Source organism: Pantoea sp. VS1 (assembly GCF_002207995.1).
In the GTDB taxonomy this organism is placed as follows: Bacteria; Pseudomonadota; Gammaproteobacteria; order Enterobacterales; family Enterobacteriaceae; genus Pantoea; species Pantoea dispersa.
The window spans coordinates 50,095-74,876 of sequence record NZ_NHZE01000067.1 but is presented as its reverse complement, the minus strand read 5'-3'; the positions used below and the strand labels follow the sequence as shown (position 1 = coordinate 74,876).

Here is a 24,782-nt window from a genome sequence, read left to right as displayed (position 1 = left end):
GCATTGGGCCATCAGTCGCAGCAACAACCAGGATCGCGCCGTCCATCTGCGCAGCACCGGTGATCATGTTTTTCACATAGTCGGCGTGGCCTGGGCAGTCAACGTGTGCGTAGTGACGGGCCGGGGTTTCATATTCAACGTGAGAGGTGTTGATGGTGATACCACGAGCCTTCTCTTCTGGCGCGTTATCGATCTGATCGAATGCACGAGCCTGGCCGCCGTAGGTTTTAGCCAGAACGGTGGTGATGGCTGCAGTCAGGGTGGTTTTACCGTGGTCGACGTGACCGATGGTGCCCACGTTTACGTGCAGTTTGTTACGTTGAAATTGCTCTTTCGCCATGGCGATAATCCTTACGTTATGCCTTCATCAGTGATGAAGGCATCAGTTCACAATTTTTAAACCGTAGCCTTATTTGCTACGAGCTTCAATAACGGCCTGAGCGACGTTGTTCGGCGCATCATCGTACTTCAGGAACTCCATGGAGTAAGAAGCACGGCCTTTGGTCAGAGAACGCAACTGAGTCGCGTATCCGAACATTTCAGACAGCGGAACTTCAGCGTGAATCTGAACGCCAGTCGCGTTAGATTCCTGACCTTTCAGCATACCACGACGGCGGCTCAGGTCACCGATAACGTCACCGGTGTTCTCTTCTGGGGTTTCTACTTCAACCTTCATGATTGGCTCAAGCAGAACCGGCTGTGCTTTCTTAAAGCCATCTTTGAAGGCGATAGAAGCGGCCAGTTTAAACGCCAGCTCAGAGGAGTCAACGTCATGGTAAGAACCGAAGTGCAGGCGCACGCCCAGGTCAACTACCGGGTAACCGGCCAGTGGACCAGACTTCAGCTGCTCCTGGATACCTTTATCAACCGCAGGGATGTATTCACCAGGAATCACACCACCTTTGATATCGTTGACAAATTCGTAGCCTTTCGGATTCGAACCCGGCTCCAGTGGGTACATGTCGATAACAACATGACCGTACTGACCACGACCACCAGACTGCTTGGCGTGTTTACCTTCGATATCGGTAACTTTAGAGCGAATCGCTTCGCGGTAAGCAACCTGAGGTTTACCGACGTTCGCTTCAACGTTGAATTCACGCTTCATGCGGTCAACGATGATGTCGAGGTGCAGCTCACCCATACCAGCGATGATGGTCTGGTTAGACTCTTCGTCAGTCCATACGCGGAATGACGGGTCTTCTTTCGCCAGACGACCCAGAGCCAGACCCATTTTTTCCTGGTCAGCTTTGGTTTTCGGCTCAACGGCGATAGAAATTACCGGCTCAGGGAATTCCATACGCTCCAGAATGATCGGGTTAGATGGATCACACAGGGTATCACCGGTGATCACGTCTTTCAGACCGATTGCTGCAGCGATGTCGCCTGCGCGAACTTCGCTGATCTCTTCACGTTTGTTGGCGTGCATCTGAACGATACGACCGAAACGCTCACGTGCAGATTTCACGGAGTTCAGTACGGTATCGCCCGAGTTAACCACACCCGAGTAAACGCGGAAGAAGGTCAGGTTACCTACGAACGGGTCGTTGGCAATTTTGAACGCCAGCGCAGAGAACGGCTCGTCGTCAGTTGCGTGACGCTCAGCCGGGGTATCTTTACCGTCGTCCAGGATACCGTTGATCGCCGGAACGTCAGTTGGTGCTGGCAGATATTCAACGACTGCATCCAGCATCGCCTGAACACCTTTGTTCTTAAATGCAGAACCACAGGTCACGAGGATGATCTCGTTGTTCAGTACGCGCTTACGCAGAGCAGATTTGATCTCTTCTTCAGACAGTTCTTCACCGCTAAAGAATTTCTCCATCAGCTCTTCAGAAGCTTCAGCAGCTGCTTCAATCAGCTTGCCACGCCACTCTTCAGCCAGTTCCTGCAACTCAGCACGGATATCTTCGTAAACGAAGGTAGTACCCTGATCGGCGTCGTTCCAGTTGATCTCTTTCATCTTGATCAGGTCAACAACACCGGTGAAGTTCTCTTCTGCGCCGATAGCCAGCTGCAGTGGAACCGGAGTCGCGCCCAGACGTGATTCGATCTGACCAACAACTTTCAGGAAGTTCGCACCCATACGGTCCATTTTGTTAACGAACGCGATACGTGGAACTTTATATTTGTTTGCCTGACGCCATACGGTTTCAGACTGCGGCTGCACGCCACCTACTGCACAGTAAACCATTACTGCGCCGTCGAGCACACGCATAGAACGTTCTACTTCGATGGTGAAGTCAACGTGTCCCGGGGTGTCGATGATGTTGATGCGGTGCGGCTCAAACTGCTTCGCCATACCTGACCAGAACGCAGTGGTCGCTGCAGAGGTGATGGTAATACCACGCTCCTGCTCCTGCGCCATCCAGTCCATGGTTGCAGCGCCATCGTGCACTTCACCGATTTTGTGGTTAACACCGGTGTAGAACAGGATACGCTCGGTGGTAGTGGTTTTACCGGCGTCAATGTGTGCGCTGATACCGATGTTACGGTAGCGCGCAATGGGTGTTGTACGAGCCATTTGATTCCTCTGATTCTCGGACGTTCAATGTAAGTCGACCCCAGCGGGTTGGCTGAATGAGCGCCCGCTGGTTTAACAACAACTACGTGGCGATTACCAGCGGTAGTGTGCGAACGCCTTGTTGGCTTCAGCCATACGGTGAACGTCTTCACGTTTCTTCACTGCAGTACCTTTGTTTTCTGCAGCGTCAGAAAGTTCGTTCGCCAGGCGGAGAGCCATCGATTTATCACCGCGTTTACGAGCAGCTTCTACGATCCAACGCATTGCCAGGGCATTACGACGAACCGGACGGACTTCAACTGGAACCTGGTAGGTTGAACCACCAACGCGACGTGACTTAACTTCGACAGTCGGACGTACGTTTTCGAGTGCAACTTCGAAAGCTTCCAGACCATCTTTACCAGCACGTTGAGCCAGGGTATCAAGTGCGGTATAGACGATTGATTCAGCAGTAGATTTTTTACCATCTACCATCAGGATATTTACAAATTTAGCCAGCAGCTCTGATCCGAACTTAGGATCCGGCAGAATTTTACGCTGACCAATGACGCGACGACGTGGCATGGAAATACTCCGTTGTTAATTCAGGATTGTCCAAAACTCTACGAGTTTATTTTGACATTAAAGTTAAAACGTTTGGCCTTACTTAACGGAGAACCATTAAGCCTTTGGCTTCTTCACGCCGTACTTGGAGCGAGCCTGCTTACGGTCTTTAACACCTGAGCAGTCCAGCGCGCCACGAACGGTGTGGTAACGCACACCTGGCAGGTCTTTTACACGACCGCCACGGATTAGGATCACGGAGTGCTCCTGCAGGTTATGACCTTCACCGCCGATGTAGGAGGTGACTTCAAAACCGTTAGTCAAACGCACACGGCAGACTTTACGCAGTGCGGAGTTTGGTTTTTTCGGGGTAGTGGTGTAAACACGAGTACAAACACCACGTTTTTGCGGGCAAGCTTCCAGCGCCGGCACGTTGCTTTTAGCAACCTGACGAACGCGTGGTTTGCGAACCAGCTGGTTAACTGTTGCCATTAAATAGCTCCTGGATTTAGCTTTTGCTTCGTAAACACGTAATAAATCGCCTCGTATTACTACGAGGAGGCAGAATTTTAGGGCTGTGCCCATAGGGTGTCAAGAAATAACCAGGTTTTACCCTTCACCAGGCCACTTGTTGTGGATGCTTCGTCGTCAGCGTAACGAAACCAGTATAGTTCAGGCGCGACACATTGGTCGAAATTTGCGCAGTCAGCCCGCGCGCCATCACGTCTTCTTCTAATACCCACAGCGTGGCAGGCGACGCCAGCAGCTGCTGCAGCTTCTGACTGCCTGCCAGCGCGGCCGTCACGCCATCCTGTAACAGCAACACGTCATCGCCCTCCTGCAACAGCAGCAGCAGGCTATCGAAATCGCATTGCCAGGGAGAGTGCAGCAGGGTGTAGAGCATGGTCAGTTCTCAGAAACGGAGGATACGGTCATAAGTTGCCAGCGTCTGGCGTAGCGCGGCAGGTTCCAGCAGCTGCGCATCCAGCACGCGCGCTGCCGTGAGACTCTGGCCACGTGCCAACAGTGACGCCTGACAGATATAGCAGCGATCGATGTCGTATAGCGCCAGCACGCCAAAGGTCGCAATATAGTCACGCGCCAGAATCTGCGCCGGCTGCTGATCGCGGTTGAGCTGCAGCACGCCGTCGCCAATAAAGAACAGGCCGATATCCTCGCTCAGCGCGCCGGTCGCCAGCACGGCATCCAGCCCTTCCCGGCCAGCACTGCTGCCGTGCGGAGCCTGCGTAAACAGAAACGCCACGCGGTTCATCAGAACTGCACCAGGCGATCGCAGCTCAGCGCGGCTTCCGCCAGCGCGCCCAAGCCGCTAAGGGTAAATCCGGGCTGCAGATTGCTGCCCGCCAGCTGCAGGCGTGCCGCCTCCTGCACATCGGTCACGCCGCGCCGCAACGCGGCTGCCACACAGATATTCAGCGCCGCGCCACTGTCGTCGCGCAGCTGCTGCCAGGCGCGCACCATGTCCACTTCATCGCTGGCCGGCGCGCTGAGCTGGTTAGCATTCAGCACGCCTTCGCGGTAAAAGAACACGCTTTCCAGCTGATGTCCCTGTGCCAGCAGCGCACGGGCAAACAGTAGCGCGCTACTGGCGTGCTGTGTGCCATAAGCCGGCCCGGTCACCAGCAGCGTGTAGCGCATTAGCGATCCTGCCCCTGCAGATCGCCACTCTTAAACTGGCGGATATACAGATACACGGTGTGCTTAGAAATATTGAGGCGATCGGCCACCTGGTTAATGGCGTCCTTGATATCGAAAATGCCCTTCTCGTACAGATTGAGGACGATCTGGCGATTCTTGGCGTTATTCGACACGTTGCGGTCGGCGCTCACCTCTTCAATAGTGAACTCCAGCGTCTGGGTGACCAGATCCTCTACCGAGCTGGCAAAGTTGACGTTGGAATCCACCTGCTGCGTCTCCGGCGGCATGAAAGTCGACATAATCTGCGAAAACGGTACGTCCAGGTTCATATTGATGCACAGCAGGCCAATCACCCGCTGCTGCCGGTTACGAATCGCAATGGTTACCGACTTCATCAGCACGCCACTTTTGGCCCGCGTGAAGTAGGCGCGCGACACATTGCTCTCCGCGCCGTGCATATCATGCAGCATGCGCAGCGCCAGATCGGTAATCGGGGAACCCACTTTGCGGCCGGTATGTTCGCCGTTGGCGATACGCACGGCGGAGCATTTAAGATCTTCCAGAGAGTGCAGCACGATTTCGCAGTGCGAGCCAATCAGCATCGCCAGACCGTCGACCACCGCTTCGTAGGATTTAAGAATATCGTAGTCTGCTTGTTCGAACGGACGCTGCTCCAGTAAATCGAAGTCAGTCAGTTCGCCGGGATTGAATGGATTAGACATCGAAGACATTACCCTAAATGGCTGGAGCCTGTCTCGACAGCATTGGGGCAGACTCATCTTATGATCATTGTGCAGGCGCTAGTCTGGCAAATGTCGCCGTTTTTAGCCAGAGCTTTACTCATCGCGCCGCAAATTCAGGATGAGCGAAAACAAAACCGCCGCCCGAAGGCGGCGGTGCAGGTCAGCTTACTGCGCTTTCTTGTCAGCGGCGGCCGGAGCCTGCGCTTTCTCATCGGCTTTCGGCGCCGGCTTGATGTCGAGCAGCTCAACATCGAACACCAGCGTTGAGTTGGCCGGAATACCCGGTACGCCGTTTTTGCCGTAAGCCAGGTTCGGTGGGATCACCAGCTTGATCTTACCGCCTTTCTTCACGTGCTTCAGACCTTCGGTCCAGCCCGGGATTACGCCGTCCAGACGGAACGACAGCGGCTCGCCGCGCGTGTAAGAGTTGTCGAACTCGGTGCCGTCAATCAGCGTACCTTTGTAGTTAACCACTACGGTATCGCTGTCTTTCGGGGTCTCACCGCTGCCCTCTTTCTCTACCTGATACAGCAGGCCAGATTCGGTTTTCTTCACGCCCTTCTCTTTGGCGAACTTGTCCGCGTAAGCGGTGCCTTTGTCGGCATTCTCTTTCGCGTCTTTTTCCATCTTCGCCTGAGCGGCCCCTTTCACGCGGCCTTCAAACGCCTGCAGCGTCTGCTCAATCTCTTCGTCAGACAGCTTGCTCTTGCCGCCAAACGCATCCTGAACACCGGCAATCAGCTGGTCTTTGTCCAGTTTGATACCCAGTTTCTCCTGCTCCTTCAGAGAGTTGTCCATGTAGCGACCCAGGGAGGCGCCCAGCGCATAGGCTGACTGCTGGTCTTCGTTTTTGAAGGCAGCATTTTTCGGCGCCTGTGGCGCAGCCTGCGCTGCGTCAGCCGGTGCCGCAGTGGTTTCTGCTGCCATTGCCAGCGGTGCATTCAGCGCGACGGCCATGGTGGTAGCTAACAATGTGACTTTAAACAGTGATTTCATCCTTTCTCCAAAACCGAAGCTTCAAAACCTCGGGAATCATTGCGGACAGTGGCCCACACTATAACTTTACGTGGCAGTGGCGAACACTCCCACAGTGTAATTACCCGGTCAACCTCCGACCTTTTTTGCTTCAGGAAGTTTCATCAGAGATATAGGCGCAACGCGGGAATTCAATGCATACGCCAGACCGAAGGTGAAATATCAGGTGATTCTGACACGAAAGACCGTAGAATCACGCCCGACAAGATCAACGCGCAGCACCGTGACAGGAGGAGTGATGATGCAACAACCAGAATGGGATCAACGCCTTGAGGCGCTGGAGAGCAAGCTGGCTTTCCAGGAACATACCATTGAGCAGCTCAATCAGACGGTGGTTCAGCACGAGCTGGAAATGAGTAAACTGCGTGAGCAGGTGCGTCTGCTGGTGGATAAAGTGAAGGCCGCCGCCCCGTCCATGGTCGCTTCGCAAGCGGAAGAGACCCCGCCGCCGCACTATTAATATCGCGCGCTTTGCTGCCCAATAAAAAGGCCACCCGCAGGTGGCCTTTTTACGCTTAGTGGTTGCAGCCGCAACCACCGTGGCCGCCGCAGCCGCCGTGACCGTGCTCATGATCGTGACCATGGTCGTGGTCATGATCGTGATGATGGCCGTCAGCGCCATGAACGTGGCCGTGAGCGATCTCTTCTTCCGTGGCTTCACGGATAGCAACCACTTCCACATTGAAGTTCAGGTTCTGACCCGCCAGCATGTGGTTACCGTCAACCACCACGTGCTCATCTTCCACTTCGGTGATCTCGACCGGCACCGGGCCCTGGTCGGTTTCTGCCAGGAAGCGCATGCCAACCTGCAGCTCGTCAACGCCCATGAACACGTCTTTCGGTACACGCTGCACCAGGTTGTCATCGTACTGGCCGTACGCGTCGTTTGCCGGGATATGCACGTCAAACTTGTCGCCGACCGCGTGATTTTCCAGCGCTTTTTCCAGACCAGAAATCAGGGAACCATGACCGTGCAGATAATCCAACGGCGCACTCACCGGTGACTCGTCAACCAACACACCGTCTTCGGTACGAACCTGATACGCCAGGCTCACCACCAGGTCTTTTGCTACTTTCATGATATCTCCTAACCGTTGAGAACAAAGAATCCCGTCTCATTGGTCTATTCTCGCGTGCAATAACCAACCAGAAAGGTTCAGTACTGAGGATGCCAACAGTGCTGTTGGACCATACTGCTCAGCGTTAATGGCGCCGATTGTAGCGGAATTCAATACCGCTGTAAGGCTAAGCTTAAAAAAAGCTGCGCCATCGCGCTACTCCGGATGAAAAATGCCAATCACTTGCTCAGTGCTGCGAACCTGATCGCGCGCCTGCTTGTCCGCCTCACGCATCTGATGGCCGCACTTCACGCACTCCACCACATCGACATTGTTTTCACGCCACATCGCCAGCGTGTCTTTCTCCTGACAGTGCGGACAAACCGCACCGGCAATAAAACGTTTACGCATAGTCTTTCCTGCCCGTTATCAGAACGGATATGTTAAGTGTAGCCTTACTCATCATCCCAGCCGTCAAACTGCCGTTTTTCATGCTGCATTTCACGCTGGAAAATGTCCTCCAGCTCGCGTCGCGCCTCACGCACGCGTGAAACCTGCACGCTGTCGTCGTGGCTCGGCACCAGTTCACGCAGCATGCGCATATCCAGCCGGCGGAAGTGCTGCTGCGCGCGCTGCGCCTGATGCGGATGCATGCCCAGCGATATCAGCGCTTTGCGGCCTAACTCCAGCGCGCTGGAGAAGGTTTCACGCGAGAACAGCGTGACGCCCGCCTGCAGCAGCTCATGCGCCTCGACACGACCGCGCGCCCGCGCCAGGATCTCCAGCTGCGGGAAGTGTTGCTGGCACAAGTGCACGATGGTCATCGAATCTTCCGGATCGTTACAGGTGATGACGATCGACTGCGCATTCTCCGCCCCGGCGGCACGCAGCAGCTCAAGCTCGGTGGCATCGCCATAGTAAACCTTGTAGCCATATTTGCGCATCAGGCTGACCGCCGAGATATCGCGCTCCAGCACGGTGATGCGCTTGTTGTTGGCCATCAGCAAACGCCCGACCACCTGACCAAAACGGCCAAAGCCCACCACTATCACCTGGGGCTGATCGTCCTCGACAAACGGCTTTTCGCCGTCCTCTTCCGGTTCGTTGAAGCGGCGCGCCAGAATCTTATCCACGCCCTGCATCAGCAGCGGCGTGGTCATCATCGACAGCGTCACCGTGACCAGCAGCAGCGGCAGCTGATCGCCGCTGAACAGTTTTGCCGACGACGCCGCCGAAAACAGCACGAAGGCGAATTCACCGCCCTGACTCAGCACGCCGGCAAACTGCAGACGCTCCGAACTGCGCAGACCATAAATGCGCGCCAGCACATAGAGCACCAGCGTTTTCACCGCCACCAGCAGCACCACGCCGATCAGAATTTCGAAGATATGGGTATAAAGCACGCCGAGGTTGAGCGCCATGCCCACCGAAATAAAGAACAGCCCGAGCAGCAACCCTTTAAACGGCTCAATGGCGACTTCCAGTTCGTGGCGATACTCACTCTCTGCCAGCAGAATACCGGCGATGAACGTCCCCAGCGCCATCGACAGGCCCAGCGCATCCATAAACAGCGCCGAACCGAGCACCAGCAGCAGCGAGGCGGCGGTAAACACTTCCCGCACGCCGGACGCGGCGATGAACCGGAAAATCGGCCGCAGCAGATAGCGTCCGCCCACCAGCATACCGGCGAATGCCAGCACCTTCATGCCCACCTTAAGCCAGTCGACATGGCCACTGTCGCTGCCAGCCAGCAGCGGTACCAGCGCCAGCGCCGGAATCACCGCCAGGTCCTGGAACAGCAGCACCGAGAAGCCCAGCTGGCCCGCTTCGCTGCGGTTCATGCCTTTGTCGCGCATCAGCTGCAGCGCCATGGCGGTCGAGGACATCGCCAGGCCAATACCGCCAATCACCGCGGCCTGCCAGCTGAAGTCGGTCAGCCACAGCAGCACGCCGAGGATCGCTGCCGAAACCAGCACCTGCGCGGCACCGACGCCAAAAATAGAGCGCCGCAGCGCCCACAGCTTGGCCGGGTTCAGCTCCAGCCCGATGATGAACATCAGGAACACCACGCCAAGCTCCGAGAAGTGCAGAATCTCGTCCACATCGCTGATGAAGCCCAGCCCCCACGGGCCGATGGCGATACCGGCCAGCAGGTAGCCCAGCACCGCACCAATGCCGAGCCGGGCGGCAATCGGCACCACCAGCACCGCCGCCACCAGATAAATCACGCCGGCGGTGAGTAACGTTTCGCCTTGCATCACACTCCTCCGTTCGGCAGCGGTGACGCCAGCCAGTCGCCATAGGCGCGCGCAAAATTGCGCAGCACCTCGGGTGTCTGACGACGCGCCCAGTAAATTACCATCGGCGTCAGCCAGTGCATGCGACACATCTGCGCCGTCAGCTCAAACGGTCGCATAATGTCGCTCATCGGGTAGCGATTGAGGCCGCTGGGGTGATACGCCGTCTCCGGCTCACCGGTGGTTACCACGCTGCGCCAGTATTTACCTTCCAGCGCATTACCGTCCTGACCGCTGGCAAAGCCGCGCGACAGCACGCGATCCAGCCACTCTTTCAGCAGTGCCGGACAGCTATAGGTATAAAGTGGATGCTGAAACACCACGATTTGATGGTCGCGCAGCAGTTGCTGCTCGTAATGAATATCAATAAAGAAATCCGGATAGTGGGCGTATAAATCGTGCACCGTGACGTGGTCCAGTTCCATAGCCGACTGCAGCAAAACCCGATTAGCAATCGAATCCTGTGATTCCGGATGGGCGTAAAGCAGCAATATTTTGGGCGGCTGCGACATCGTTCCCCTCCAAAGCGTCGTCACCGCGGCGGAATTCCGCTACCATGCTCGACGCAACAAACATTATCGAATTATGTTGCCGATAAATTAACATATTCTGACGATACGGCGCTTATGATTGTCTTTTCCGCATTACAAATCCGTCGCGGCACCAATGTGCTGCTGGATAACGCAACGGCCACCATTAACCCGGGGCAAAAAGTCGGCCTGGTGGGTAAAAACGGCTGCGGTAAATCCACGCTGCTGTCACTGCTGAAGGGTGAAATCAGCAGCGATGCCGGCAACGTCACCTTTCCCGGCAACTGGGCGCTGGCGTGGGTGAATCAGGAAACCCCGGCGCTGAGTAAAGCCGCGCTGGAATATGTTATCGACGGCGACCGCGAATATCGTCAGCTCGAATCCGAATTAGCGGCAGCCAATGCGCGCGACGATGGCAACGCCATTGCGCTGCTGCACGGCAAGCTGGACGCTATTCAGGCGTGGAGCATACACGCACGCGCCGCCAGTCTGCTGCACGGATTGGGCTTCAGCCAGGAACAATTAATGCGGCCGGTGAGCGATTTCTCCGGCGGCTGGCGCATGCGTCTCAACCTTGCTCAGGCGCTGGTATGCCGTTCCGACCTGCTGCTGCTCGATGAACCGACCAACCACCTCGATCTCGACGCGGTGATCTGGCTGGAGCGCTGGCTGAAGAGCTATACCGGCACGCTGATCCTGATCTCGCATGACCGCGACTTCCTCGACCCAGTGGTGGACAAAATCATCCATATCGAACAGCAGACGATGTTCGAATACACCGGCAACTACAGCTCGTTCGAGCGTCAGCGCGTAGCCAAACTGGCGCAGCAGCAGGCGCTGTACCAGAGCCAGCAGGAAAAAGTCACGCACCTGCAAAAGTACATCGATCGCTTCCGCGCGCAGGCCACCAAAGCCAAACAGGCGCAGAGCCGCATCAAGATGCTGGAGCGTATGGAGCTGATTGCCCCGGCGCACGTCGATAACCCGTTCAGCTTCAGCTTCCGCGCGCCAGAAAGCCTGCCTAACCCGATCCTGAAAATGGAGCAGGTTTCGGCGGGGTACGGTGAGCGGGTGATTCTGGATGCCATCAAACTCAACCTGGTGCCGGGTTCGCGCATCGGCCTGCTGGGGCGTAACGGCGCCGGTAAATCCACGCTGATCAAACTGCTGGCGGGCGAGCTGGAGCCGCTGGCGGGCAAGGTGGGTCTGGCGAAAGGGATCAAGCTGGGTTACTTCGCGCAGCATCAGCTTGAGTATCTGCGCGCCGATGAGTCGCCGCTGCAGCATCTGGCGCGCATCGCCCCGAAAACGCTGGAGCAGCAGCTGCGTGACTACCTGGGCGGCTTTGGTTTCCAGGGCGATAAAGTCAGCGAAGCCACCGAGCGTTTCTCCGGCGGCGAGAAAGCGCGGCTGGTGCTGGCGCTGATCGTCTGGCAGCGGCCGAATCTGCTGCTGCTCGACGAACCAACCAACCACCTCGATTTGGATATGCGCCAGGCGCTGACCGAAGCGCTGATCGACTTTGAAGGCGCACTGGTGGTGGTGTCGCACGATCGTCACCTTCTGCGTTCGACCACCGACGATCTTTACCTGGTGCACGACCGCAAAGTGGATGTGTTCGAGGGCGATCTGGACGATTATCAGCAGTGGCTGAGCGACCTGCAGAAGCAGGAAACGCAGCAGGATGCCGCGCCGAAGCAGGACAACGCCAACAGCGCGCAGTCCCGCAAAGATCAGAAGCGCCGCGACGCCGAGCTGCGCGCGCAGACGCAGCCGCTGCGCAAAGAGATCGAAAAGCTGGAGAAGCAGATGGCCAAATGGCAGACGCAGCTCAGCGAAGCCGAAGCACAGCTGGCCGACAGCGCCATTTACGAGCAAAACCGTAAGGCCGATTTAACCGCCGCCCTGCAGCGCCAGGCGGAGAGCAAATCGGCGCTGGAAGAGGTCGAAATGGCGTGGCTGGAGGCGCAGGAGCAGCTGGAGCAGATGCTCGCGGGGTAAAGGTGCGCGATGATGCCCTCACCCTGACCCTCTCCCACAGGAGAGGGAACAAACCTTACTCCGCCTTACCTGCTACGCACGGTCGGCCCCCTCTCCCGCTGGCGGGAGAGGGTTGGGGTGAGGGCAATCCACGCTCCGAAATCACACCGGCACATCCCCTAACACCGTCGCGCGATGCATCACGCGTCGCGCCGGATAATAATCCGCGTTGGCATAATGCTGCGTCACGCGGTTATCCCAGATTGCCACGTCGTTCGGCTGCCAGCGCCAGCGCACCTGAAACTCCGGTTTGGTGGCGTGCGCAAACAGATAGCCCAGCAGCGCCTCGCTCTCCTTCTCGCTTACGCCCAGCAGCCTGGTGGTAAAACCTTCATTAACAAACAGCGCTTTGCGTCCGCTCACCGGATGAGTGCGGATCACCGGATGCTGCACCGGCGGATGCTTCGCCACGGCCTGCTGCCAGCGCTGATGCTCCTCTTCCGTCTTACGGTACTTATACTCCTGGAACGATTTCTTAAAGTCGTGCTCCGCCTGCAGGCCACTCAGCAGCTGTTTGAATGGCTCTGACAGCGCCTCGTAAGCGGCAATTCCGCTGGTCCACAGCGTATCGCCACCGCTCTCCGGCAGCAGCTTTGAGGCCAGAATGGCGATCGCCGGCGGCGTCTGAATAAAGGTGACGTCGGTATGCCAGTTATCGTTGTCCGGCGGATTATCCTGATGCGTATCCAGCACGATAATCTCCTCCACGCCTTCGGCATGCGGATAAACCGGATGAATGTGCAGATCGCCGAAGCGGATCGCCAGCGCGCGCTGCTGCTCCGGCGTAATGCGCTGATCGCGCAGAAACAGCACCTGGTGACGCAACAGACCATGGTAAAGCTGCTCAAACTGCGCGTCACTCAGCGGACGGCTGAGATCAACATCGCTGACCTGCGCCCCGATATACGGACCCAGCGCGGTAAAATTCACTCGTTCGTTCATTGCTGTTCTCCATTCCAGGGCGTCAGTCGGCGCTGTAGCGCACGTAAACCCAGTTCTAAACTAAAGGCAATCAGGGCGATCACCGCGATGCCCGCCAGTACCACATCGGTGGCGAGAAACTCCCCAGCCGACTGCACCATAAAGCCCAGTCCGCGCGTCGCGGCAATCAGTTCAGCCGCCACCAGCGTAGACCAGCCCACGCCAAGACCGATGCGCAGGCCGGTGAGAATCTCCGGCAACGCTCCGGGCAGAATGACAAAACGCAGCAGCTGCCCGCGCGTCGCCCCCAGCGCCTGAGCCGCACGGATCCGCACCTGCTGCGTATTCTTGACGCCGGCCAGAGTGGACAAAGTCACCGGCGCGAAAATTGCCAGATAAATCAGTAAAATCTTTGAGGTTTCGCCAATGCCAAACCAAATCACCATCAGCGGCAAGTAGGCCAGCGGCGGTACCGGTCGATAGAGTTCAATCAGCGGATCGAGCAGCCCGCGCACCGCCGGGCTAAGCCCCATGGCAATGCCCACCGGAATGCCGATCAGTGCGGCAAAGAATAGCGCCACCAGCATGCGCGTCAGGCTGGCACCAAGATGCTGCCATAGCGTGGCATCCATAAAGCCCTGCGGACCAGCAATAACCAGCAGCTTATGCAGCACCTGCTGCGGCGGCGGCAAAAACAAGGGCGCAATCAGCCCCAGCGCGGTCACGCCCCACCACAGCAGCAGCAGCACGGCTACGCTCAGCAGGCTCAGCGACAGCTGGCGGGAAAAGGGCCAGCGCAGGCGACGAACGCGGGACGTCCGGCGCTTGTCATCAATAACGGCACTCATACAAACGCCTCCCGCTGCGCGAACACCTGGTTCAGGACATACTCACGTCGTTCGATAAATGCCGGATCGGATTTGATGCTGCGGCACGGCTCGCCTGCGGCGAAGCGCTGGCCAAAGTCGAGCTTCAGGCGTTCCACTACGCGACCCGGCCCCGGCGACAGCAGCACCAGTTCGCTGGCGAGAAATACTGCTTCTTCGATGTCATGGGTGATCAGCAGAATCTGCTTGCCGGTATCGCGCCATAACGTCAGCAGCAGCGTCTGCATCTGCTCGCGCGTGAAGGCATCCAGCGCACCGAACGGCTCATCTAACAGCAGCAGCTGCGGATCAGCGGCCAGCGCACGGGCAATCCCCACGCGCTGACGCTGACCCCCAGAGAGCTGCCAGATAAAACGCTTTTCTGCGCCCTCGAGCCCGACCTTACGGATCAGACGGCGGGCGATCGCGTGCCGTTCAGCTTTTGCCATGCCCGCCAGCTGCAGGCCAAACGCCACGTTATCGATGACGTTACGCCACGGCAGTAGCCCTTCGTTCTGAAAGACCACGCCGCGCTCTGCGCCCGGTCCGCGTACCGGCTTGCCATCCAGCGTGATACTGCCGGACTCCAGCGGCAGAAAACCGGCGATCAGGTTCAGCAGCGTGGTTTTGCCACAGCCGGACGGCCCCAGCACCACCAGCAATTCGCGGCTGGCCAGCTGCAGATTGATATCCTGCAGCGCCGGTTGCCCGGCGTAACGTGCGTTGAGATGGGTGATGCTGAGCATAAGGCCTCCGTTATTTGGCTAAGGGGGCAACAAAGCGCGTGGTGACAAAGCTGCTGTAGTCACTGGCGGCATCCGGCACTTTGCCCTGCTCTTTCAGAAACTGTGCGGTATCGACAATCGCCTTGTTGACCGGTTTGCCCAGCTGTTCCACCTGCTGCTGTGCCGTCAGGTAGGTATTGCCTTTCACCAGTCCGGGGACGTCACTTTCCGGCACGCCGCTCAGGCGCGACAGCTTGCTGAGGTTATCCGGCTGCTGCAGCCACTGTTCCGGGTTGGCGATATAGGCCTGCTGCGCGGCAATCGCGCTACGGGCGAAAGCGGTGACCACTTCAGGATGCTGCCGGGCAAAATCCTTGCGCACCACCCAGACGTCGAGCGTCGGTGAGCCCCACTGCCCGACCTGCGACGAGTCGGTCAGCACCTTGCCGTCTTTCTCCAGTTCATTGACGGCGGGCGCCCAGACGTAAGCGCCGTCAATATCACCGCGCTGCCAGGCAGCAATGATCGCTGGCGGCTGCAGATTGACCAGTTGCACCTGGGTGGGTTTGATGCCCCAGTGTTTCAGCGCGGCCAGCAGGCTGTAATGGGTGGTGGAGATGAAGGGAACGGCAATGCGTTTGCCGATCAAATCTTTGGGCGAGCTGATGCCTTTTTTCACCACCAGCGCTTCAGAATTGCCCAGCTGTGAAGCCAGCAGGAAAGCTTCAATCGGCAGCTGCTGCGTGGCGGCCACCGCCAGCGGGCTGGAACCGATGTTGCCAATTTGCACATCGCCCGAGGCTAACGCACGCAGGACGCTGGCGCCGCTGTCGAATTTGCGCCAGTCAACCGTGGCACCGCTCTCTTTGGCAAAGGTATTGTCAGCCTGCGCCACTTTGGCCGGTTCCGCCGACGTCTGATAAGCCACGGTCACATTGACCGCCTGCGCCTGGAAAGTCATCAGCGCTAACGCGGCTGCTACCGCGCTTATTGTTTTGGTTACTGCCATCATCATGCACCCCAATGTTGAGTCGTGACGGCAGTGTCGCCAGCAGCAATGATTTCATAAAGGAATTAAAAATTATCCCTAATAAAAATCGGTTCTTAGATCAACATCGGGTAACGCTATGCAAAAAGTGCAAATACAAAACCGCTGGTGCGGAACAAATATGTCAGGCGCTCACATGCCGACTGTGGTATTGATCTCGTCTTGATTTTTTCCCCTTTTACAGCGGTACTGGCCTCCATGTCGATTGAGAAAGTTGCGCGCCTCGCGGGCGTGTCGAAAGCCACGGTTTCACGGGTGTTAAACCAGCATCCTGGCGTCCGGCCAGATACGCGTAAACGGGTGCTGGCCGCAATTAATGTGTGCGAATACCAGCCCAACCTGCTGGCGCGCCAGCTGCGTACCGCGCAAAGCAACATGTTGCTGGTGCTGATTTCCGATATCACCAATCCGTTCTGTTCACGGGTGGTGCAGGGCATTGAGGCGGAGGCCGAAGCGCACGGCTATCACATCCTGTTATGTAATTCCGCGTCACAGCTGCGGCGCGAAACCGCCTATCTGGCGCTGCTGGCCGGCAAAGTGGTGGATGGGGTGATCACCATGGACGCCGCGGCCTGCCTGCAGGGACTGAAAGAGTTAATTGGTGATGCGCCGTGGGTGCAGTGTGCGGAATACGATCCCTCGGTGAACGCCTCCAGCGTCACCATTGATAACCGTCAGGCAGCCTATGACACGGTGCATTATCTGGCCGGCAAAGGGCGTCAGCGCATTGCGCTGGTCAACTGTGATATGCGTTATCTCTATTCGCACCAGCGCGAAAGCGGCTATCGCGACGCCATCACGCAGCTGGGGCTTAACTGGCACGGCGTCGCTTACGCCAGCGACATCTCCTGCGAAGCGGGCAGCGCGGCGCTGCGCGAACTGCTAACACAGCCAGAGCGGCCGGATGCGGTGTTTGCGGTATCAGACGTGCTGGCGGTTGGCGTGATTCACGCTGCTCTGGAGGCCGGACTGCGCGTGCCAGAGGATCTGGCGGTAGTGGGTTTTGACGGCATTCCGTTCACCAGCAGCATCAACCCGCCGCTGACCACCATTGCCCAGCCGATGAACCAGATGGGTGCCCGCAGCGTGCAGCTGCTGCTGGCGCGCATCCGTCAGCGCCAGGCGGCAGTGGTGCATGAAGTGCTGCCATGGACGCGTATTGAGCGCGCCTCCAGCTGACTCAGTGCCAGATCAACAGCACGCAGGCTGCGGTCAGCGCACCCATGGCGAGGTTGAAGATTTTCCAAGCGCGCGGGCTGCGCAGTAACCGGCCAATCAGCGAGCCGAAACCCATCCAGATCACGCCGGAAACCACGTTCACCAGCGCCATACCGAGGCTGATAGCCACCACGGAATGCAGATAGGCGCTGCCGGCAAGGCTAAAGCTGGCGACCGCACCCAGCGCCATCAGCCAGGCTTTCGGGTTGATCAGTTGCAGTAACCCGCCCTGCCAGAAAGGCATCTGCTTCACGCTGGCATCGTCGGTCTCCAGCGTTTCGTATTCGGCGGTGGCAATTTTCCACGCCAGCCACAGCAGATAGAGGCTACCGGCCACTTTCAGTACCAGATGCAGTGAGGGATAGAGCAGAATCAGGCTGCCGATGCCAAACGCCACCATCAGCAACATCACCTGCATGCCAATCATGATACCAATCAGCAGTGGAAAGGTGCGCAGGAAGCCAAAATTAGCACCTGAGGCGGTAAGTAACATATTATTGGGCCCTGGCGTGATGGCCGCGACCCAGAGAAAGCCCAGCATTGATAAAAAAAGACTCAGTTCCATGTATATTCGGGTGCTCCTCACCCAGAAAAGCGAACAACCCATCGAAGCTATCAGCGAGTTATGCATCAGACAAGTACTATCCCAGGCTATTTTGATCGCCCGAGCGGCGAGCGCTTTACCCCGCTGCGCGGCTTCGGCAATGCGCATCTGCAAACGCTGCTGCCGCGCCTGCTGCGCCGGCGCGTCACGCTGCGCCCGCACTGGCAGCGCCTCGATCTGCCGGACGGCGACTTCGTCGATCTGGCGTGGAGCGAAGATCCGGCACAGGCACGTCACAAGCCGCGCATGGTGCTGTTCCACGGGCTGGAAGGCAGTTTCCGCAGCCCGTATGCCCATGGGCTAATGCAGGCGTGTCAGGCGCGCGGCTGGCTGGCGGTGATCATGCACTTCCGCGGCTGCAGCGGCGAGCCTAACCGTCTGCAGCGCATCTATCACTCCGGTGAAACTGAAGATGCCACCTATTTTCTGCACTGGCTGCAGCGCGAATGGGGCACGGTGCCGACGGCGGCGGTCGGCGTTTCGCTTGGCGGCAATATGCTGGCCTGTCTGCTGGGGCTGCAGGGTACGTCGGCCCCGCTGGATGCCGCGGTCGCCATCTCCGCGCCGCTGGCGCTGGAGCCATGCAGCCAGAAGCTGGACGTGGGTTTTTCACGCTTTTATCAGCACTACCTGCTGACCCAGCTGAAGAAAAACGCCACGCGTAAACTGCGCGCCTGGCCGGGCACGCTGCCGGTCGATCTGACGCAGCTGCGCGCCTTCCGCCGGCTGCGTGAATTTGATGATGCGATTACCGCCCGCGCCCACGGGTTTATTGATGCGCGCGACTATTATCAGCGCGCCAGCGCCATGCCATTGCTGACCGGCGTGCGCAAGCCGCTGCTGATCATCCATGCCAAAGACGATCCCTTCATGACCGATGCGGTGATCCCGCAGCCGCAGCAGTTGTCTGCCACAATTGAGTATCAGCTGACGCAGCAAGGCGGTCACGTCGGCTTCGTGGGCGGCAGCCTGCTGCGACCCAAAATGTGGCTGGAGCAGCGCGTGCCGGACTGGCTCTCAACTTATCTGGATATGTAATTGTGATTATTCCCTGGCAAGAACTCGACCCGACAACGCTGGAAAACCTGATAGAAAGTTTTGTGCTGCGTGAAGGCACCGATTACGGCGAGCAGGAGCGCAGCCTGACGCAGAAAGTGGCCGACGTGCGCCGCCAGCTTGAGCAGGGCGAAGTGGTACTGGTGTGGTCAGAATTGCATGAATCGGTCAATATTATGCCGCGGCGTGAATTTCGCGGCTAATGCGTCAGGCGGCAATTCGTGGTAACAATGCTCATCGCCGGACTTCACAGGGAGCGCTGTTATGTCAGCCAGGCATCCAGTCATAGCCGTTACCGGTTCCAGCGGCGCCGGAACCACCACCACCAGTCTCGCCTTCCGTAAAATTTTCCAGCAGCTGGATCTGCACGCGGCGGAAGTAGAAGGCGACAGTTTCCATCGCTATACCCGTCCGGAAATGGACATGGCGATTCGTAAGGCGCGCGACCTCGGGCGTCACATCAGCTACTTTGGCCCGGAAGCCAACGACTTCGGCCTGCTGGAGCAGACTTTCCGCGACTATGGTCAGAGCGGACTCGGCCAGTCGCGCAAATATCTGCACACCTACGATGAAGCGGTGCCGTGGAATCAGGTGCCGGGCACCTTTACGCCATGGCAGCCGCTGCCGGAAAACACCGATGTACTGTTCTATGAAGGCCTGCACGGCGGCGTGGTGACGCAGCAACATAACGTGGCGGAACATGTCGATCTGCTGGTTGGCGTGGTACCGATTGTTAATCTGGAGTGGATTCAGAAACTGGTGCGCGATACCAGCGAGCGCGGCCATTCGCGCGAAGCGGTGATGGATTCGGTGGTGCGTTCGATGGAAGACTACATCAACTACATCACGCCGCAGTTTTCCCGCACGCACCTCAACTTCCAGCGCGTGCCGACCGTGGATACCTCGAACCCGTTTGCCGCGCGTGAGATCCCGTCGCTGGATGAGAGCTTTGTGGTGATCCATTTTCGCGGCCTGGAGGGCATCGCTTTTCCTTATTTACTGGCGATGATCCAGGGCTCGTTTATTTCCCACATGAATACGCTGGTGGTGCCGGGCGGCAAGATGGGACTGGCGATGGAGTTAATCATGACGCCGCTGGTGCAGCGGTTGATTGAAGGTAAACGTATTGAATAGCGCAGGCTAACGCGCCAGTTTCGCCGGGAGGAACTGAGATCGGGAGCGCAGCGCCGCGCTCCCGGCTGGATTACAGCTCCACCACTTCGTAGCTGTGCGTTATCTCGACGCCCTTGCCCAGCATGATCGCGACCGAGCAGTACTTCTCCGCGGACAGATCCACCGCGCGCGCCACCGCTTTATCGCTCAGCGCTTTGCCGCTGACAATAAAATGCAGATTGATATGCGTAAAAATGCGTGGTGCTTCTTCGCGGCGTTCTGAGGTCAGTTTGACTTCACAATCGGCGACATCGTTGCGCCCCTTTTGCAGAATCGACACCACGTCAATCGCGCTGCAGCCGCCCGCAGCCATCAACACCATCTCCATCGGGCTGGGCGCTTTATCACCGGAATTGCCGTCCATTAATACCTGATGACCGGATGAGGATTCTCCGAGAAAGGTCAGCCCTTCCACCCATTTCACTCGTGCCTGCATTATTCTTTCTCCTGAAGCGGCGGTTTTGCCGCCAGAGTACGCTTTCACCTGACAAACAGCAATGCAGACGCATCCCCCACCTGCTGAAGCGAGACAACAGGAGACAGGTTGCAAAAGCTATGCTACAAACAGTGCTGAAAATATTTTCGTCACGAAAGACGAAAGCGGGACGAATCAAAAGCATCGCTTACGAATCCACCCCCGAATAACTGTCCCTCACGGGAAACGCTGGACGATTTCACCGCCTGACAGGGAAAACTGCCCCCTGTATTTTGGGCACGATTACAACAGAGGATAATAGCGAATGGTTCTCGGCAAACCGCAAACAGACCCTACACTCGAATGGTTCCTGTCCCATTGCCATATTCACAAATATCCATCCAAAAGCACCCTCATCCATCAGGGTGAGAAAGCGGAAACGCTGTACTACATCGTGAAAGGTTCCGTCGCGGTACTGATTAAAGATGAAGAAGGCAAAGAGATGATTCTCTCCTACCTCAATCAGGGGGATTTCATCGGTGAGCTCGGCCTGTTTGAAGAGGGCCAGGAGCGTAGCGCCTGGGTACGTGCGAAAACCGCCTGCGAAGTGGCTGAAATTTCCTACAAAAAATTCCGTCAGCTGATTCAGGTCAATCCGGATATTTTAATGCGCCTGTCGGCGCAAATGGCGCGTCGCCTGCAGGTAACATCTGAAAAAGTCGGCAACCTTGCCTTCCTCGATGTGACCGGCCGCATCGCGCAAACGCTGCTCAACCTGGCGAAACAGCCTGATGCCATGACCCACCCGGACGGTATGCAGATTAAAATCACCCGTCAGGAGATTGGTCAGATCGTGGGCTGCTCACGCGAAACCGTGGGTCGTATCCTGAAAATGCTGGAAGATCAGAACCTGATCTCCGCACACGGCAAAACCATCGTCGTTTACGGCACCCGCTGATTTCTTCTCACCCACGGCGTGATGGCAACATCGCGCCGTTTCTGTTTACGATGAGCTGATGTGGCGTCGAATCATCTATCATCCGGAAGTTAACTATGCGCTGCGGCAAACGCTGGTGCTGTGCCTGCCTGTGGCGCTCGGCTGGCTGTTTGGCGATCTGCAAAAAGGGTTGCTGTTCTCCCTGGTGCCGGCCTGCTGCAACATCGCCGGTCTGGATACGCCACATAAGCGGTTCTTCAAACGGCTGATTGTCGGCGGCGCACTGTTCGCCAGCGGCAGTTTTCTGATTCAGTACCTCACGGCTTACGCTGTGCCGCTGCCGCTGATTCTGCTGGTGTTGCCGCTGCTGGTGGGCGTGACCGGTGAAATCAGCCCGCTGCATGGTCGTTTGCTGCCCGGCACGCTGATCGCCGCCATCTTTACCTTAAGCCTCGTCGGCCGAATGCCGATGTGGGTTCCGCCGCTGCTGTATATCGGCGGGACGCTGTGGTACGGGCTGTTTAACTGGTTCTGGTTCTGGCTGTGGAAAGAGCAGCCGATGCGCGAGACCCTCAGCCTGCTGTACCGCGAGCTGGCCGATTACTGCGACGCCAAATACACCCTGCTGACGCAGCTGACCGATCCGGAAAAAGCGCTGCCGCCGCTACTGGCGCGCCAGCAGAAAGCGGTCGATCTGATCACCACCTGCTACCAGCAGATGCATATGCTGTCGGCCAGCCGTGATAACAGCCATAAACGCCTGACGCGCGCTTTCCAGGTTGCGCTCGATCTGCAGGAGCACATCTCGGTCAGCCTGCACCAGCCGGAAGAGGTGCAAAAGCTGGTGGAGCAGAGCCACGCCGAGGCGGTGATCCGCTGGAACGCGAAAATCATTTCGGCACGGCTGCGCGTGCTGGCCGATGCCATTCTCTATCACCAGCTGCCGGAACGCTTCCACATGGAGAAGCCGCTCGGCGCGCTGGAGAAAATTGCCCGGCAGCACCCGGATAATCCGGTCGGTAATTTCTGCCTCTACCATTTCAGCCGCATCGCCCGCGTGCTGCGCACGCAGAAGCCACTGTACACCCGCGACCTGATGGCCGATCGCCAGCGCCGCCTGCCGCTGTTGCCGGCGCTGCGCAGCTACCTGTCGCTGAAATCTGCCGCGCTGCGGACGGCGGCGCGCTTCGCGGTGATGCTGATGTTCGGCAGCGCGCTGGCGCTGTTCTTCAATATTCCCAAGCCTTACTGGATTCTGATGACCATCATGTTTGTCAGCCAGAACGGCTACAGCGCCACGCGCGTGCGCATTCAGCACCGGGCGCTCGGCACCTTCGCCGGCTTGCTGATCGCCGCGGCGTCGCTGCGCTTTGCTGTTCCGGAGTCGATTGCCCTGCTGACCATGCTGGTCATCACCCTCGCCAGCTATCTGATCACGCGTAAATATTATGGCTGGTCGATGATTGGCTTTACCGTAACGGCGGTGTATTCGCTGCAGCTGCTGTCGCTGAACGGCGCGCAGTTCCTGCTGCCGCGCATGATGGATACGCTGATGGGCTGTCTGATTGCCTTCGCCGGTATGATCTGGCTATGGCCGCAATGGCAGAGCGGGCTGCTGCGCAATAACGCGCACGATGCGCTGGAGGCTTATCAGGAGGCGCTGCGCCTGCTGCTCGGTCCGGAGCAGGCGCCGGAGAAGCTGGCGTATCAGCGCGTCAAGGTTAACCAGGCGCACAACGCGCTGTTTAACTCGCTCAACCAGGCGTCCACCGAGCCGGGCTTTAACTTCCAGTATCTGAAAGATATGCGCCTGTGGGTGACCCACAGCCAGTTTATCGTCGAGCACATCAACGCCATGACCATTCTGGCGCGCGAGCACACCATGCTGACGCCAAAGCTGGCGGAGCGCTATTTGCAGTCCTGTGAAATCGCGCTGCAGCGCTGTCAGCAGCGGCTGGCTTACGACGGGCCGGGCAACGACAGCAATATTCTGGAAGCGCCGGAGAATCTGAATGAGGGGCCGGTGACGATTGTCGAACAGCATGTGAAGCGCATTCTGCAGCACCTCAATGTGATGCACACCATTTCTTCACTGGCGTGGAGCCAGCGCCCGCATCACGGCCACTGGCTCAGCGTGCTGAAGCCGAAAGGTTAGTTCAGGACTTTTGCGATCGCCCGGGCGAAGCGCGCCATGCCTTCTGCGATATCAGTCGGCTCAATCACCAGCGACGGCACAAAGCGAATCACATCGCTGCCGGCGGTCAGTACCATCAGGCCTTCAGCGGCGGAAGCGTTGAGGATATCGCGCGCTTTGCTGGCGTGCTGCGCGTTGAGTACGGCACCCAGCAGCAGCCCTTTGCCCCGAATTTCACTGAAGATGTCGAACTGCTGATTGATCTTCTGCAGCGCCGAGACAAACTGCTCACGGCGCGCGTCAACACCATTCAGCACCTCGGGCGTATTGATGATATCCAGCGCGGTTTCGGCAATCGCACAGGCCAGCGGGTTGCCGCCGTAGGTGGTGCCGTGCACGCCTGGCGCCATCACCGAGGCGATTTCATGAGTGGTCAGCATCGCGCTCACCGGGAAACCGCCGCCCAGCGCTTTAGCGGTGGTGATGATATCTGGCTTGATACCATAGTGTTCGTAAGCAAACAGCTTACCGCTGCGGCCCATGCCGCTCTGCACTTCATCCAGCACCAGCAGCGCGTTGTGCTGATCGCACAGTTCACGCAATCCCTGCATGAATTCCGGCGTTGCCGGCATCACGCCGCCTTCCCCCTGAATCGGCTCCACCACAATCGCGCAGGTGTGGTCGTCAATCACCGCTTTCACTGCTGCCAGATCGTTAAACGGCACATGGACGATATCCGCCGGCTTCGGACCAAAGCCATCGGAGTATTTCGGCTGACCGCCCACCGAGACGGTGAACAGCGTGCGGCCGTGGAAGGCGTTGTGGAAAGCGATAATTTTGCTTTTGAACGGGCTGTGCTTTTTGCAGGCGTAGTAGCGCGCCAGTTTGAACGCCGCTTCGTTCGCTTCGGCACCGGAGTTACCGAAGAATACCCGCTCGGCGAAGGTCGCCGCGATCAGTTTACTGGCGAGGCGCAGTGCCGGCTCATTGGTGAACACGTTACTGGTGTGCCACAGGGTTTCGCCCTGGCTTTTCAGCGTTTCCACCAGCGCCGGATGACAATGGCCCAGCGCGGTGACCGCGATACCACCGGAGAAGTCGATATACTCTTTGCCCTGCTGATCCCACACGCGGCTGCCTTTGCCTTTGACCGGCACAAACTGCGCAGGTGCATAAACAGGCAAAATAACGTTATCGAACGTTTCCCGGCTTACCGCTAGATTTTCCGCTGTCATTGATGACCTCATCGGGTTATT

The 24,782-nt window shown here is 57.8% G+C and carries 28 protein-coding genes; 8 read left to right on the top strand and 20 right to left on the bottom strand.

Annotated elements, in window-relative coordinates; genetic code table 11:
• The 9 genes from CBW22_RS22865 to fkpA form a co-directional block, all read right to left on the bottom strand.
• On the bottom strand, positions 1-340 hold a 340-nt coding region (locus tag CBW22_RS22865), incomplete at its 3' end, for a GTP-binding protein (RefSeq protein ID WP_176428170.1).
• 69 nt (positions 341-409) lie between these two features.
• A complete protein-coding gene (gene fusA, locus CBW22_RS22860) occupies positions 410-2,524 on the bottom strand; it encodes an elongation factor G (RefSeq protein WP_021507461.1) in 2,115 nt (704 codons plus the stop codon).
• A 93-nt stretch (positions 2,525-2,617) separates the two neighbouring features.
• Positions 2,618-3,088: a 30S ribosomal protein S7 gene (rpsG, locus tag CBW22_RS22855; RefSeq protein WP_007886246.1), complete on the bottom strand. Its 471-nt coding sequence runs from the start codon at positions 3,086-3,088 to the stop codon at positions 2,618-2,620.
• 96 nt (positions 3,089-3,184) lie between these two features.
• Positions 3,185-3,559 (bottom strand): 30S ribosomal protein S12, encoded by a 375-nt coding sequence (gene rpsL / locus CBW22_RS22850; protein ID WP_010616440.1) that lies wholly within the window; start codon positions 3,557-3,559, stop codon positions 3,185-3,187.
• Between the two features lie 124 nt (positions 3,560-3,683).
• On the bottom strand, positions 3,684-3,971 hold the full coding sequence (tusB, locus tag CBW22_RS22845) for a sulfurtransferase complex subunit TusB (protein WP_021507460.1): 288 nt from the start codon (positions 3,969-3,971) through the stop codon (positions 3,684-3,686).
• 9 nt (positions 3,972-3,980) lie between these two features.
• On the bottom strand, positions 3,981-4,340 hold the full coding sequence (tusC, locus tag CBW22_RS22840) for a sulfurtransferase complex subunit TusC (RefSeq protein ID WP_021507459.1): 360 nt from the start codon (positions 4,338-4,340) through the stop codon (positions 3,981-3,983).
• Positions 4,340-4,726 (bottom strand): sulfurtransferase complex subunit TusD, encoded by a 387-nt coding sequence (tusD, locus tag CBW22_RS22835; RefSeq protein WP_088517945.1) that lies wholly within the window; start codon positions 4,724-4,726, stop codon positions 4,340-4,342. The genes tusC and tusD overlap by 1 nt, the downstream gene beginning before the upstream one ends.
• Positions 4,726-5,448: a helix-turn-helix transcriptional regulator gene (locus CBW22_RS22830; protein WP_021507457.1), complete on the bottom strand. Its 723-nt coding sequence runs from the start codon at positions 5,446-5,448 to the stop codon at positions 4,726-4,728. Before CBW22_RS22830 ends, tusD begins: the two co-directional genes overlap by 1 nt.
• A 186-nt stretch (positions 5,449-5,634) precedes the next feature.
• Positions 5,635-6,465 (bottom strand): FKBP-type peptidyl-prolyl cis-trans isomerase, encoded by an 831-nt coding sequence (fkpA, locus tag CBW22_RS22825; RefSeq protein ID WP_021507456.1) that lies wholly within the window; start codon positions 6,463-6,465, stop codon positions 5,635-5,637.
• A 280-nt stretch (positions 6,466-6,745) separates the two neighbouring features.
• On the opposite strand from fkpA, the gene CBW22_RS22820 reads away from it, so the two are divergent.
• The gene (locus CBW22_RS22820) at positions 6,746-6,964 is read left to right on the top strand and encodes a SlyX family protein (RefSeq protein ID WP_010616434.1); all 219 of its coding nucleotides are present in this window, start codon (positions 6,746-6,748) and stop codon (positions 6,962-6,964) included.
• A 55-nt stretch (positions 6,965-7,019) separates the two neighbouring features.
• Here CBW22_RS22820 and slyD read toward each other — a convergent pair whose 3' ends face one another.
• The 4 genes from slyD to kefG form a co-directional block, all read right to left on the bottom strand.
• Positions 7,020-7,583, bottom strand: a complete 564-nt coding sequence (gene slyD, locus CBW22_RS22815; protein ID WP_021507454.1) for a peptidylprolyl isomerase — start codon at positions 7,581-7,583, stop codon at positions 7,020-7,022.
• A 195-nt stretch (positions 7,584-7,778) separates the two neighbouring features.
• Complete coding sequence (locus tag CBW22_RS22810; RefSeq protein ID WP_021507453.1) at positions 7,779-7,973, bottom strand: YheV family putative zinc ribbon protein; 195 nt, start codon at positions 7,971-7,973, stop codon at positions 7,779-7,781.
• 44 nt (positions 7,974-8,017) lie between these two features.
• Positions 8,018-9,820, bottom strand: coding sequence for a glutathione-regulated potassium-efflux system protein KefB (gene kefB, locus CBW22_RS22805; RefSeq protein WP_088517944.1), 1,803 nt, complete (start codon positions 9,818-9,820; stop codon positions 8,018-8,020).
• Complete coding sequence (gene kefG, locus CBW22_RS22800) at positions 9,820-10,371, bottom strand: glutathione-regulated potassium-efflux system ancillary protein KefG (protein ID WP_088517943.1); 552 nt, start codon at positions 10,369-10,371, stop codon at positions 9,820-9,822. The genes kefB and kefG overlap by 1 nt, the downstream gene beginning before the upstream one ends.
• Before the next feature lie 114 nt (positions 10,372-10,485).
• Here kefG and CBW22_RS22795 point away from each other — a divergent pair, with 114 nt between their 5' ends.
• Positions 10,486-12,390 (top strand): ABC transporter ATP-binding protein, encoded by a 1,905-nt coding sequence (locus CBW22_RS22795; RefSeq protein WP_021507450.1) that lies wholly within the window; start codon positions 10,486-10,488, stop codon positions 12,388-12,390.
• 141 nt (positions 12,391-12,531) lie between these two features.
• On the opposite strand, the gene tauD is transcribed toward CBW22_RS22795, so the two are convergent.
• Genes tauD through tauA form a run of 4 tightly spaced genes read right to left on the bottom strand, consistent with a single transcriptional unit; the run spans position 12,532 to position 15,953 of the window.
• Entirely contained in the window at positions 12,532-13,371 is an 840-nt protein-coding gene (tauD, locus tag CBW22_RS22790; protein ID WP_021507449.1) for a taurine dioxygenase, read from the bottom strand.
• The gene (gene tauC, locus CBW22_RS22785; RefSeq protein ID WP_021507448.1) at positions 13,368-14,198 is read right to left on the bottom strand and encodes a taurine ABC transporter permease TauC; all 831 of its coding nucleotides are present in this window, start codon (positions 14,196-14,198) and stop codon (positions 13,368-13,370) included. Before tauC ends, tauD begins: the two co-directional genes overlap by 4 nt.
• Complete coding sequence (gene tauB / locus CBW22_RS22780) at positions 14,195-14,962, bottom strand: taurine ABC transporter ATP-binding subunit (RefSeq protein ID WP_021507447.1); 768 nt, start codon at positions 14,960-14,962, stop codon at positions 14,195-14,197. The genes tauC and tauB overlap by 4 nt, the downstream gene beginning before the upstream one ends.
• Before the next feature lie 10 nt (positions 14,963-14,972).
• Positions 14,973-15,953, bottom strand: coding sequence for a taurine ABC transporter substrate-binding protein (gene tauA, locus CBW22_RS22775; RefSeq protein ID WP_040679688.1), 981 nt, complete (start codon positions 15,951-15,953; stop codon positions 14,973-14,975).
• 234 nt (positions 15,954-16,187) lie between these two features.
• Between tauA and CBW22_RS22770 the strand changes: the two genes are divergently transcribed.
• The gene (locus CBW22_RS22770; RefSeq protein ID WP_088517942.1) at positions 16,188-17,168 is read left to right on the top strand and encodes a LacI family DNA-binding transcriptional regulator; all 981 of its coding nucleotides are present in this window, start codon (positions 16,188-16,190) and stop codon (positions 17,166-17,168) included.
• A 1-nt stretch (position 17,169) separates the two neighbouring features.
• On the opposite strand, the gene CBW22_RS22765 is transcribed toward CBW22_RS22770, so the two are convergent.
• Positions 17,170-17,772 (bottom strand): LysE family translocator, encoded by a 603-nt coding sequence (locus tag CBW22_RS22765; protein WP_088517941.1) that lies wholly within the window; start codon positions 17,770-17,772, stop codon positions 17,170-17,172.
• Positions 17,773-17,832: 60 nt separating this feature from the next.
• On the opposite strand from CBW22_RS22765, the gene CBW22_RS22760 reads away from it, so the two are divergent.
• The 3 genes from CBW22_RS22760 (at position 17,833) to CBW22_RS22750 (ending at position 20,001) form a co-directional block, all read left to right on the top strand.
• Positions 17,833-18,849, top strand: coding sequence for a hydrolase (locus CBW22_RS22760; protein WP_058759291.1), 1,017 nt, complete (start codon positions 17,833-17,835; stop codon positions 18,847-18,849).
• A gap of 2 nt (positions 18,850-18,851) precedes the next feature.
• A complete protein-coding gene (locus CBW22_RS22755; RefSeq protein WP_021507442.1) occupies positions 18,852-19,070 on the top strand; it encodes a YheU family protein in 219 nt (72 codons plus the stop codon).
• Between the two features lie 61 nt (positions 19,071-19,131).
• Positions 19,132-20,001, top strand: a complete 870-nt coding sequence (locus tag CBW22_RS22750; RefSeq protein ID WP_021507441.1) for a phosphoribulokinase — start codon at positions 19,132-19,134, stop codon at positions 19,999-20,001.
• A 70-nt stretch (positions 20,002-20,071) separates the two neighbouring features.
• On the opposite strand, the gene CBW22_RS22745 is transcribed toward CBW22_RS22750, so the two are convergent.
• Positions 20,072-20,476: an OsmC family protein gene (locus CBW22_RS22745; RefSeq protein ID WP_021507440.1), complete on the bottom strand. Its 405-nt coding sequence runs from the start codon at positions 20,474-20,476 to the stop codon at positions 20,072-20,074.
• A gap of 304 nt (positions 20,477-20,780) precedes the next feature.
• On the opposite strand from CBW22_RS22745, the gene crp reads away from it, so the two are divergent.
• Together crp and CBW22_RS22735 are read left to right on the top strand one after the other, a co-directional pair.
• Positions 20,781-21,413, top strand: coding sequence for a cAMP-activated global transcriptional regulator CRP (crp, locus tag CBW22_RS22740; RefSeq protein ID WP_000242755.1), 633 nt, complete (start codon positions 20,781-20,783; stop codon positions 21,411-21,413).
• A gap of 58 nt (positions 21,414-21,471) precedes the next feature.
• A complete protein-coding gene (locus CBW22_RS22735; RefSeq protein WP_088517940.1) occupies positions 21,472-23,547 on the top strand; it encodes a YccS/YhfK family putative transporter in 2,076 nt (691 codons plus the stop codon).
• Here the strand turns inward: CBW22_RS22735 and argD are convergent.
• Entirely contained in the window at positions 23,544-24,761 is a 1,218-nt protein-coding gene (gene argD / locus CBW22_RS22730; protein ID WP_088517939.1) for a bifunctional acetylornithine/succinyldiaminopimelate transaminase, read from the bottom strand. The two genes, CBW22_RS22735 and argD, sit on opposite strands and share 4 nt — an antisense overlap.
• Positions 24,762-24,782: the final 21 nt, after the last annotated feature.